This window comes from Denitratimonas tolerans (assembly GCF_037203605.1).
GTDB lineage: Bacteria > Pseudomonadota > Gammaproteobacteria > Xanthomonadales > Xanthomonadaceae > Denitratimonas > Denitratimonas tolerans.
Genome location: NZ_JBBDHC010000004.1, coordinates 130,564 through 141,990, shown reverse-complemented (window position 1 = coordinate 141,990; position 11,427 = coordinate 130,564). Strand labels below are relative to the sequence as shown.

Annotated in this window: 9 protein-coding genes; 5 read left to right on the top strand and 4 right to left on the bottom strand. The window is 70.0% G+C overall.

What is annotated here, in order from left to right; translation table 11 throughout:
• The first annotated feature begins 69 nt into the window (after window positions 1-69).
• Window positions 70-3,417: a hybrid sensor histidine kinase/response regulator gene (locus tag WB794_RS04240; RefSeq protein WP_337334605.1), complete on the top strand. Its 3,348-nt coding sequence runs from the start codon at window positions 70-72 to the stop codon at window positions 3,415-3,417.
• A gap of 38 nt (window positions 3,418-3,455) precedes the next feature.
• On the opposite strand, the gene WB794_RS04235 is transcribed toward WB794_RS04240, so the two are convergent.
• Window positions 3,456-3,770, bottom strand: coding sequence for a phage head morphogenesis protein (locus WB794_RS04235; RefSeq protein ID WP_337334604.1), 315 nt, complete (start codon window positions 3,768-3,770; stop codon window positions 3,456-3,458).
• Between the two features lie 84 nt (window positions 3,771-3,854).
• Here WB794_RS04235 and WB794_RS04230 point away from each other — a divergent pair, with 84 nt between their 5' ends.
• Window positions 3,855-6,122, top strand: a complete 2,268-nt coding sequence (locus WB794_RS04230; RefSeq protein WP_337334603.1) for a heavy metal translocating P-type ATPase — start codon at window positions 3,855-3,857, stop codon at window positions 6,120-6,122.
• Between the two features lie 33 nt (window positions 6,123-6,155).
• Here the strand turns inward: WB794_RS04230 and WB794_RS04225 are convergent, their stop codons facing one another.
• Window positions 6,156-6,911 (bottom strand): N-acetylmuramoyl-L-alanine amidase, encoded by a 756-nt coding sequence (locus WB794_RS04225; RefSeq protein ID WP_337334602.1) that lies wholly within the window; start codon window positions 6,909-6,911, stop codon window positions 6,156-6,158.
• A gap of 117 nt (window positions 6,912-7,028) precedes the next feature.
• Here WB794_RS04225 and WB794_RS04220 point away from each other — a divergent pair, with 117 nt between their 5' ends.
• Window positions 7,029-7,925: a DUF808 domain-containing protein gene (locus WB794_RS04220; RefSeq protein ID WP_337334601.1), complete on the top strand. Its 897-nt coding sequence runs from the start codon at window positions 7,029-7,031 to the stop codon at window positions 7,923-7,925.
• A 4-nt stretch (window positions 7,926-7,929) separates the two neighbouring features.
• On the opposite strand, the gene WB794_RS04215 is transcribed toward WB794_RS04220, so the two are convergent.
• Together WB794_RS04215 and WB794_RS04210 are read right to left on the bottom strand one after the other, a co-directional pair.
• Entirely contained in the window at window positions 7,930-9,165 is a 1,236-nt protein-coding gene (locus WB794_RS04215) for a patatin-like phospholipase family protein (RefSeq protein ID WP_337334600.1), read from the bottom strand.
• Between the two features lie 156 nt (window positions 9,166-9,321).
• On the bottom strand, window positions 9,322-9,597 hold the full coding sequence (locus tag WB794_RS04210) for a polyhydroxyalkanoic acid system family protein (RefSeq protein WP_337334599.1): 276 nt from the start codon (window positions 9,595-9,597) through the stop codon (window positions 9,322-9,324).
• Window positions 9,598-9,816: 219 nt separating this feature from the next.
• Here WB794_RS04210 and WB794_RS04205 point away from each other — a divergent pair, with 219 nt between their 5' ends.
• Together WB794_RS04205 and dapB are read left to right on the top strand one after the other, a co-directional pair.
• Entirely contained in the window at window positions 9,817-10,626 is an 810-nt protein-coding gene (locus WB794_RS04205) for an FHA domain-containing protein (RefSeq protein ID WP_337334598.1), read from the top strand.
• 47 nt (window positions 10,627-10,673) lie between these two features.
• Window positions 10,674-11,414, top strand: a complete 741-nt coding sequence (gene dapB, locus WB794_RS04200) for a 4-hydroxy-tetrahydrodipicolinate reductase (protein ID WP_337334597.1) — start codon at window positions 10,674-10,676, stop codon at window positions 11,412-11,414.
• Window positions 11,415-11,427 lie beyond the last annotated feature (13 nt).

Genomic DNA, 11,427 nt, shown 5'->3' with positions numbered 1-11,427 from the left:
GCGCTGCGCGGCAGCGTCGAATCCGGGTAGGCTTGCGGGCACGTTGTTCCCGAGTCAGATCCGGCGTCCATGCTGACCAACACCGTCGTTGTTCTCGCAAGCCTGCTCTGGCTGGGCATGCTGTTTGCCGCCGCGGTCTGGGGCGAGCGGCGCGGCTGGAGGCTGGATCGCCATTGGGGCACGGTCTACGCGCTGTCGCTGGCGGTGTACTGCACCTCATGGACGTTCTACGGCACCGTGACCCAGGCGATGCGCTCGGGCTGGCCGCTGCCGCCCACCTTCGTCGGCACCATCCTGCTGTACGTCTTCGGGATCGGATTGCTGTACCGCGTGGTGCGCCTCGCGCGCGAGCACAACGCAAGCTCCATCGCCGACCTGATCGCCACGCGGCTGGGGCGCAGTTCCTCGCTGGCAGCCGCGGTCACCGGCGTCGCGCTGCTGGGGTTGATTCCCTATGTGGCCCTGCAGCTCAAGGCCGTGGCGATGAGCTACGGGATGCTCACGCGCGGCAGCGAGCTTTCCGTGATGCCATGGAACGACAGCGCGCTCTGGGTGGCGCTGGCGATGGCGCTGTTCGCGATGCTGTTCGGCACCCGCAGCGTGGCGGCGGCCGAACACAACCGCGGCCTGGTGCTGGCGGTGGCGGTGGAGTCGCTGCTCAAGCTTGGCGTGATGCTGGCGCTGGGGCTGTTCGTGATCCTGGGTCCGGACTGGCCGGCACCGCCGCTGGTGCCCCAGCCCGGTGGTGCCGATGGATTTCCGGCGCTGGTCATCCTGGGCGTGCTGGCGATGTTCACCCTGCCGCACCAGTTCCACGTCGGCGTGGTCGAGTGCCGCGACGAGAGCCACCTGCGCACCGCGCGCTGGATGTTTCCCCTCTACATGGTGCTGATCGCGCTGCCGCTGTTGCCGCTGGCGCGTGCCGGACTGGCGCAGCTGGCACCGCTGGGCGTGCCCTCGGATCTCTACGTCCTGGCCCTGCCGCTGGCGCAGGGAGAGCGGGGGCTCGCCCTGCTGGCCTTCCTCGGCGGCCTGAGCGCCGCCACCGGCATGGTGATCATCGCCACGCTGTCGTTGAGCCTGATGATCGGCAATCACTGGCTCGCACCACTGCGCGTGCGCGGTGCGTGGGCGCAACCGGGTGGCCCGAGCCGGCGCGGCGAGGTGCTGCTACAGCGGCGCCTCGGCATCCTGGGGACGGTGCTCCTGGCCTGGGCCTACAGCCGTGCGATCGGCGGAAACGAGGCCCTGGCCGACATCGGCGCGGTGTCGTTCTCGGCCCTGGCGACCATCGCGCCGGCGCTCGGGTTCGCGATGTGGCGCCCGCGCACCTCGCCACAGGCGGTGTTGATCGGCCTGTTGCTCGGGGTGATGGCCTGGGCCTGGATGCTGCTGGTGCCCACGCTGTGGCCGATGCTTTCACAGGACCAAGGGTGGATCGACAGCGGCCCCTTCGGGCTGGCTTTTCTTTCACCCGACGGGTTCCTCGGGCTGACCGGCTGGAGCCGCATGCTGCGCGCCTTGCTGGGCAGCCTGGTCATCGCGACCCTGGCGACCTGGCTGATCGATCTTTCGTGGCGCCGCGCGCCACGCGCGGGTGACGCACGCCCGATCCCGGTGGCGGCGCTGCGCGACCTCGGCGGGCGCTTCCTGCAGCCGGCGCGCATCGAGCAGCTGTTTGCCGGCAGCGCCGCGGACGCCTTCGCCAGCGCGTCCCTGCAGCAGGGCATCGAGCGCGAACTGGCGGCCGTGCTGGGCGCGGCGTCGGCGCGATTGCTGATGGATACCGCGCGCACCGACCTGGGATCGGAGCTGGAAACCGTCGCCACGATCGTGGGCGAGGCGTCGCAGGCCTCGCGCTTCAATCAGCAGCTGCTGGAGGCGGCGCTGGAAAACATGAGCCAGGGCATCAGCGTGGTGGATCGCGAACAGTGCCTGGTGGCGTGGAATCGGCGCTATGCGGAAATGTTCGGATTCCCGGCCGAACTGCTGCAGGTCGGCCAGCCGGTCGAGGCGCTGGTGCGCTGGTCGCTGGCGCACGGCTTTGGTGGCGGCGACGCCGGCGACGCCGCCGTGCTGCGCCGGCTCGCCCACATGCGCGCCGGCACCCCGCACCTGTCCCAGCGCCGCTTCCCGGATGGCAGCGTGGTGGAAATCCGCGGCAACCCGATGCCTGGCGGCGGCTTCGTCGCCACCTTCACCGACGTCACCGCGTTCCGTCACGCCGAAGCCGAGCTCAAGCTCGCGAACGAGACGCTGGAGTTGCGCGTGGACGAACGCACGCGCGAACTCGACACCTCGCGCCGCATCGCCGAGCGCGCCAACGAGGCCAAAAGCCGTTTCCTCGCGGCCATCAGCCATGATCTTCTGCAGCCGCTGCACGCCGCGCAGCTTTTCGCCCACGCGCTCGACGAGCGCGTGCACCACGAGGAATACCGCCCGCTGGTCGGAAACCTTCGCAGTGCGCTGGGTTCCACCGAATCGCTGCTTGGCGGAATCCTCGATATTTCGCGGCTGGACGCCGGCCGCCAGCCGACCGAGGTGCGCGACTTTCCGCTTGCCCAGCTGCTCGAACCCATGGCGGCCGAATTTCGCGTGATGGCCGCCGAACGCGGCATCACGCTGACCCTGGTGTCCACTGCGGCCTGGGTGCGCAGCGACCCGCAGCTGCTGCGCCGCATCCTGATGAATTTCGCCGCCAATGCGGTGCGCTACACCGAGCGCGGCCGCGTACTCATCGGGGTTCGGCGGGTCGCGGATCGATTGCGCATCGAAGTCTGGGACAGCGGTCCCGGCGTTGCCGTGAGCGACCAGCGCGCGATCTTCGACGAGTTTCGTCGCGGCGAAGGTGCGCGCGGGCAGGGGCTCGGCCTGGGCCTGGCCATTGCCGAGCGCACCGCGCGCCTGCTCGGCCACGGCCTGGCGCTGCGAAGCTGGCCGGGGCGCGGCAGCGTCTTTTCCGTCACCGTACCGCAGGGCTTTGCCCGCCGTGCGGAGTCGCCCGGCCCGCACTTGTTCGAGCGCCGCACCGTGGTGGAACCCGCCGCCGGCCGCGGCGGCACCGCCCTGGTGCTGGACAACGACGCCTCCGTGCGCGCCGCCATGCGCGAGCTGCTCGAAGGCTGGGGCTGGCGCGTACATTGCGCCGCGGGCATCGAAGAGGCACACGCGCTGCTGGCGCAGCACCGCGTGGACCTGCTCCTGCTCGATTACCACCTGGATTTCGGAACCACCGGCCTGGATGCCTGGCGCAGCTTCGGCCTCGACATCCCCGCCATCGTCATCACGGCCGACCGCGACGAAGCCATCCGCCGCGAGGTTGAATCGAACGGACTGACGCTGCTGCACAAGCCGCTGCGGCCCTTGGCGCTGCGTTCACTGCTGCGGCGGGTGGAGGCGGGCACCTCAATCCGCTGACGCACCGAAGCCGGCGCGCTGGCTGCGGTCGTGCTCGATCAGGATGGGCACGCGCTGGGCGAAGCGGATGGTCGACAAGTCAGGATCAGGGCATCGAGGGCCATGTGCGCGGGCCGGGTGCGGGCATCGCCCACGGCGCTGTAGCGCAGGTACGGGAAGGCATCCTTGTTGCGGCGGATGGCCTCGGCTTGACCTGCGGCGTACCAGGCCTGCACGTTGTTGCGGAAGATGGTTTCGAGCCGATGTGGGGCGAGGCCGAAGTCTTTGCCGCTGGCGAGGGTGGCTTTCTTCCACGCACCGAAGGAGTGGCCCTTGCCCAAGGCGGTGTGCAGGCTGTCGGCGATGCGCTGCACCCGCAGGCATAATCACTGGCGAAGGGCGCGATGGCGTGGCCCGAACGGGTGAATGCGCGAATGAATCACGGCTGGCGTCGGGACATGGGTGTTTTCAGCGCGAGCGCGATGGGCCTGCTCGTCGGTGTGGTGCTGTGGCTGCTGGACCTGCGCGAGGCGGCCGCCTGGAGCTGGCGCATCGGCAGCCTGATCGTGGGCGTTCCCCTGCTGGTCACGGTCGTGCGCGGCCTGCTGCGCCGCGACGGTGGCGTGGATGTGCTGGCGCTGATCTCCATTGTCGGTGCGCTGGCCCTGGGCCAGGACCTGACCGCTGCGATCATCGCGCTGATGCTCGGGGGCGGGCAGCTTCTGGAATCGTTCGCCGAACGCCGCGCCGGGCGCGAGATGTCGGCCCTGCTCGGGCGCGCGCCGCGCGTTGCGACGCGCTATCGGGGCAGCGAGCTGGAAGAGGTCGCGCTGGGCGAGGTGGTGCCGGGTGATCGCCTCATGGTGCGCCACGGCGAGGTGCTTCCCGTGGATGGCGTGCTCGCCAGCGCGCGCGCCGTGCTGGACGAATCGGCGCTCAGCGGCGAGTCGATGCCGGTCACCCATGCGCGCGGCGAGCACCTGCGCAGCGGCACCGTCAATGCCGCCGATGCCTTCGACCTGATTGCGGCGGCGGCGGCGGCAGACAGCACCTACGCCGGGATCGTGCGGCTGGTCGAGCAGGCCCAGTCGTCGCGCGCGCCGGCAATGCGGCTTGCGGACCGCTATGCCGGGTGGTTCGTCCCGCTGGCGCTGGCCGTGGCGGGCGGTGCGTGGCTGGCCACCGGGGATCCGATACGCGCGCTGGCGGTCATCGTCGTGGCGACGCCGTGCCCGTTGCTGCTGGCGGTGCCGGTGGCGGTGGTGTCCGGCATCTCGCGCTGCGCCAGCCGCGGCGTGCTGGTGAAGGGCGGCGGCGCGCTGGAGTCGCTGGCGGCGGCGCGCTCGCTGTTTTTCGACAAGACCGGAACCCTCACTGCGGGTCGCGCGCACCTGGTGTCGGTGGAGACCTTCGGCACGCACGCCGCCGACCGCGTGCTGGCGCTGGCGGCCTCGCTGGAACAGGCGTCCGCGCACGTGTTGGCCGGTGCCATCATCAGCGCCGCGCGCGAACGCGGGCTCGCGCTGGAAGGTGCCGAGGACACGCGCGAAACCGCGGGTTCCGGCCTCGTCGGCACCGTTGGCGGCACCCGCGTCGCGGTGGGCTCCGTGGCCTTCGTGACGTCCCAGGCGGCGGTTCCGCCGAGCGTGACGAGCGTTCTGGATCGGGCCGTCGGCGAGGGCACCTCGTTGGTACTGGTGGCGATCGATGGCGAGGCGGCGGGCGCGCTGCTGCTTGCCGATCTGGTCCGCACCGAAACGCCGCGCGCGCTGCGCCTGTTGCGCCGCGCCGGCATCGAGCGGATCGTGATGCTGACCGGCGATCGGCAGGACGTGGCCGATGCGGTGGGCGCGGGCTTGGGCGTGGACGAGGTGCTGGCCGAGCAGACGCCGGAGGACAAGCTGACGGTGATCCGCGCGGCGAGCGAGATCGCGCCCTGCGTGATGGTGGGCGACGGCATCAACGATGCACCGGCCCTGGCTGCCGCCGACGTCGGCGTGGCGATGGGCGCGCGCGGTGCGACCGCGTCGGCCGAGGCCGCCGATGTCGTGCTCCTGGTGGACCGCCTCGACCGCCTGGCGGAGACGGTGAACATCGCGCATCGCACCCGCACCATCGCGCTGCAGAGCGTGTTTTTCGGCATGGGATTTTCGCTGGTGGCCATGGGGTTCGCGGCCTTTGGATTCCTGACGCCGCTGCACGGAGCGCTGCTGCAGGAAGTGATCGACGTGGCCGTCATCCTCAACGCACTGCGCGTGCTGCGCGTGCAGCCGGTGCGGGCCAGCCGCCACCACCTGTCGCAGGAGGACGTGGACCGCCTCCACGCCGAACACGAACAGCTGGCTCCGCTGCTCGATCATCTCGCCGCGGTGGCGGCACGCCTGCCGTCGCTGTCCGGTCCGGAGGCATCGCGCCTGCTGGGTGAACTGGAGCATCGCCTGCAAACCGAACTCCTGGCGCATGAGCACGCTGATGATCGCGAGGTCTACCCGGCAGTGGCCGCGCTCTTGGGCGGTGATGATCCGCTGGCCGCCATGAGCCGCTCGCACCGCGAGATATTTCGCCTGCACCATCGCCTCGCCGCGCTCATTGACGGACTGGACCCGCAAACGCCCGATCCGCAGGCGCTGCAGGACGTGCAGCGCCTGCTGTACGGGCTGGACGCGATCCTGCGCCTGCATTTTGCGCAGGAAGAGGAAATCTACTCGGGGCTGTCGTACGCCTGAGCCGCGCACGCTTTGCGTCGGTTCAACTCCGCCTCATCGCCCTGACGCGGGGCGGTACGGCACCAGCAGCGCATGGAGGATGCGGGCGTCGTCCGCCCCCGGCGGACTGTCGTCGCCCTCGACGGCACGGAAGCGGCGGCGAAAGGCGCGCAGCGCGGCTTCGGGGTCGTCCAGCGCATAGCCGAACGCCGTCATCGCGAGCCAGAAGTCGAAACCCTCCGGCGCAGGCCCGGCATCGTCCGGCGGCCAGACCCCGAAGCCGGCCTGCGCCAGCGTCTGCCACGGGAACCGTACGCCCGGATCGCGCCGCCGCGTGGGCGCAAGGTCCGCGTGTGCGATGACCTGGCTGCGCGGGATCGAATACCGGGTGCACAGGTCATCGAGCAGGCGCAGCAGGGCGTCGATCTGCGCCGGCGGGTAGTCGCTGCTGGCGTCGTTGTCCAGCTCGATGCCGATCGAGGCGGAATTGAGGTCGGTGATCGTGCCCCAGCGCCCGCCGCCGGCGTGCCAGGCGCGGCGCTCGTCGGCCACCAGCTGGTAGAGATCGCCGTCGCGTCCGATCAGGTAGTGCGAGCTGACCGGTCCGCCGCTGTTGCCGGTGCGCAGCGTGTGCAGGCTGCGCGCCACGCTGTCCTGTTCGGTGGCGTGGATGACGATGATCACCGCGCGACGTGGCTCCTCGTTGGGCGAGTGCACCCATTGGGCCATCGGATTGCGCGCGGGCAGCGGGGCGCAGGCCGCGAGGATCAGGAACGCAAGGGGTGCCAGCAGGCGCAGGATGGTTTTCATGCGGCGATTGCAGACGTTCGCGCCGCCAAATGCAAGCCACGCATCCGGCCGTTCCGGCGTACGGGCACCGCCCGGCACCGTGCCACAATGCGCCCCCCCCTTCTGCGGAAAACGCCCATGGCCGGTGCCAGCCTGCTCACGCTACTCGATGACATCGCGACCCTGCTCGACGATGTGGCCGCCATGACCAAGGCGGCGGCGGCCAAGACCTCGGGCGTGCTCGGCGACGATCTGGCGGTAAACGCCGAGCAGGTTTCCGGGGTGCGCGCGAGCCGCGAGCTGCCCGTGGTCTGGGCGGTGGCGAAGGGATCGCTCATCAACAAAGCCATCCTGGTGCCGTCGGCGCTGGCGATCAGCGCCTTTGCTCCCTGGGCGGTGAACCTTCTGCTGATGGCCGGCGGCGCGTTCCTTTCTTTCGAGGCGACGGAGAAGCTGCTGCACAAGGCACCGTCGCAATCGCATGAGGCCGAGCCGGTGCCCGGCGATGAGAGCATCGAGGAATTGGAGCGCCGCAAGATCCGCGGCGCGATCCGCACCGACTTCATCCTCTCCGCTGAAATCATCGTCATCACCCTGGGCACCGTCGCCGATGCGGCGTTCTCTCGCCAGCTTGGCGTTCTGATCATGATGGCCGTGCTGATGACCGTGGGCGTCTACGGCCTGGTGGGCGGCATCGTGAAGATGGACGACGCGGGGCTTGCGCTCCAGTCGCGGCGCGGTGACGGCCCGGGCGCGCGCATGGCGCGCGGCATCGGGCGCCTCCTGCTGGCGCTGGCACCCAGGATGATGAAGGGGCTGTCGTTTGCCGGCATGGTGGCGATGTTCCTGGTGGGCGGCAGCCTTCTGCTTCACGGCATCGCGCCGCTGCACCACCTGGTCGAATCGCTGGCCGTTGCGCTGGGGGGATTTGGCTGGATCGTCCGCCTGCTCGCCAACGCGGCGGTCGGGCTGATCGCCGGCTGCGTGATTCTCGGGGCCACCCGGATCGTGGGCAGGCTGCGCGCGCGCGGCTGAGGGTTCAGCCTGTCCCGCGCGCCTTGAGCGCGGCGTCGACGTCGTCCAGCGCGCGCCGCAGCCGTTCGGTGGCCTCGGTGATGCGCCGCGGTGCCGCGGCGAGGCTGGTATCGAGGCTGTGGGTCGGGTCATCCAGGATGTCGCGGCGCAGGACCAGCCCGTGGCGCGCGAGCAGCGGGGCGAGCACATCGTAGCGCTCGCGCAGATCGGCCAGGGTGGCACCGTAGGCGAAGTCGCAGACATCGGCGCGTGCGCCGTAGCTGAAGGCATTGGTGAAGAACATGTCGCCGTCCTTCGGGCTGGGCTCGAACACGATCTGGTCGATGTCGTTGTACTGCTGCGCGTGGCGCTGCATGCCGACCTGCACACGCGACTGCAGCAGGGTGCGGAAGGTCTGCGACAGCACCATCGGCAGACCGCCCGAGGCCAGGCGGTCCGGGCGTCGCCCGTTGGAATGCTGCGCCTTGGAGGCATCGACCGGCACCAGCGGGTTGATGCCGAAGAAGAGATCGATGCCCTCGTCGAAGGCGAGCGAGGCGTGCATGGTGCGGCGCAGGGCACCGTCGACGAACTGGCGTCCGCGAATTTCCACCGGCGGATAGAGCACGGGCAGGGCGGAACTGGCCTGTATGGCGCGGGAAATGGGCACGTCGTCCCAGCCCGGCTTGCCGAAGCAGACGACTTCGCCGTTGTCGATGTCGACCGCCACGATGTAGAGCGTGCGTTTGAGGTCGCGGAAGTCGTCGCTGCGGCCGTGGCGGGTGTAGGCCTGGTGCAGGAAGTGGCCGATCTTGCCGTTGTCGAACAGCCCCGTGGGCACCAGCGCGCCGAGGCTGCTGACCGCTTCGCCCAGGTGCAGGCTGGTCGGATCCTTGAGCATGCGCCGCCACCAGTCGCGCACCAGCCTCGGTGCCGCCGCCAGGCGCTGGCGATACTCGCGCAGCGCCGGGCGCACGAAGGTGTCCGGATCGAAACGCACGTCGTTGGCATCGCCGGTGATGAAGATGCGGCACATCTGCTCGGTGTCGATGCGGTTGGCCAGGCTCGCGGCCAGGAAGGCACCCGAACTGACGCCGACGTAGACATCCAGCGCGGTCAGGTCGAGTCCGTCGATGGCCTGTTCCAGGGCGCGCAGCACGCCCAGTTCGTACATGCCGCCGATGGGGCCGCCGCCCGCAATGGCAATGCCGATGCGGGAGTGGCTCGGGCGATGACGGGTGGCAGGCTGGAGCAGAAGCATCGCGAACGCCATGGAAATCGGACTCTTCCGATTCTAGCCCGAACCGATTGGAGCAGACCGTCGACTGGAGCGTCGCCTTGTCGCACCGCTTCGGCGCGACGTGCCGCGCCGCAACCCGCGATGCGCAGGCGCAAGGCGCGTGCGGCGCAGGACGCCTCAGCTGAACTCGCGCTCCAGATAGCGCCGGATTTCGCTTTCGATCGGCCCGCGCAGCATGGAAAGCATGAAGCCCAGGCGCATGACGACATGCACCTCGCTGGGCAGCAGCCGGATCTCTCCTTCGACCCCGGAACGGTTGAACTCGAGCGCGTCGCCGTTCCAGGCGCAGTCGATCGAGAACCGCTCCTGGATTTTTTCGGCAACGTGCTCGACGGCTGCGCGGGCGTCGTCGTGACTCTGGCAATGCGGGTGGCGGATGTCGATGCTGGGCATGGCGTGCGGAAAGGTCGGGGTGCGCGGATTGTGTTCCGGCAGCGCCCGGATGCCAATGGGTGCGGGAACATTGGCGACAGACAGGTGCTGAGAGCATTGGCGATCCCGGCGGCGGCTTTTTCGTGACCTGATGCGGCAACCGCGCTAAAGTTCCGGTCGAACTGCGGAGAGCACTGAATGCGCCTGGTATTTCCCGGCCGAGACCATCCGGATGCAACCTTGCAGGCAGGGGACTATCGCGTGGGTGTCAGCGAGGAGTGCGACATCCGGGTGCGAGATGCTGACTGGCTGCCACATCACGCGACGCTCTCGGTCGATCCGCAGCGCGGGCTGTGGCTGCGGCTGGAAGACGGTGCCGCCCCGATCCACGTCAACGCCAGGCCCGTGCGCGAATGCGCGATGTTGCGCCCGGGAGACATCGTGAGCATGGGGCGGGTGCAGTTCAGCGTGCTGCTCGAAGACGATCCCTCCACGCCGCTCCTGCCGCCGCGCCGCAGCGCACCGATGGACGGTGCGCTGCGCGTTGCCGCATCGCGCGCCGTGCTGCGCGGCGTATCGGGCCTGTCCCACGGCCACACCTTTGCCCTCACTTCGGACCTGGTGATCGGCTCGGCCGACGATGCCGACATCCGGATCGAATCGGCCGATGTCGCGCCGCACCACGCCCGCGTGGAGCTGCACGGCGATCGCATCGTGCTGCGTGCCGAAGCGCCCGGGCAACGCCTGAAGGTCAACGGCATGCTGGTCGAGAACGCGATCCTGCATCCGGGCGACCAGATCGCGATCGATCCGCACCGCTTCGTGATCGAGGCTCCCGGCCTACCGCCGCGCGGCGGAGGCGCACTGTCGCGCCAGCGTCCCATCACCCAGGCGATGCCTGCGATTCCCGTGGTGCCGGCATCCGTGCCGGAAGCGGCACCGGCACCGGCACCGGCATCGTCGACCGGCCCGAGCGCATGGTGGCTGCTGGCCGCAGCCTGTGCCATTGCTGCGGCGCTGGCGGGAATACTGTTCTGGGGCCCGCGCTAGACGTGGCCCGCCCGGCGCGCACCCAAAAGCCCGGCGGAACTGACCGGATGGCCGCAGCCGACTCGCCCGTCCGGCTCGTGATCCACGGCGCTTCCGGCCGCATGGGGCAGGCGCTGGTGCGGCTGTGCGCGGAAGCGCCTGCGCTGCGGCTGGTCGCCGCCGTGGCCGGAAGCGAAGCGCCGCACATCGCCGGCGTGCCGGGATTTGCCGCAGGCGAGCTTGCGTCGCTGCCGGCGTTCGAGGCCTGCATCGACTTCAGCCTGCCGGCGGGATTCGATCGCGTGCTGGATCGCTGCCTCGCGCAGGGGGCCGCCTTCGTCAGCGGCACCACCGGGCTCGATTCGCACCAGCTGGCGCGACTGGACGAAGCGGCCGCCCGGATTCCCGTGCTCTGGGCCGCGAACTTCAGCCTCGGCGTGGCGGTGCTGCAAGACCTCGTCCGCCGCGCCGCCGCAGCCCTGCCGCAGTGGCATCGCGACATCGTGGAAACCCACCACGTCCACAAGAAGGACGCGCCATCAGGCACCGCGCTGGCGCTGGGCGAATCCATCGTCGAAGGCGGCGGCGCGGCCCCGCACTACGCCAGTCTGCGCGCCGGCGACATCGTCGGCGAACACCTGGTGCAGTTCACCGGCGCGGGCGAGCGCATCGAACTCATCCATCGCGCCACCCACCGCGACATATTCGCCCGCGGCGCACTGCACTGCGCCAGCGCCCTCGCGCATCGAGCGCCCGGCCGCTACCGGGTAATCGACCTGTTGTCCGGAATGACCGGTCGGGGGGCTTAGGGCGGATGGCAGC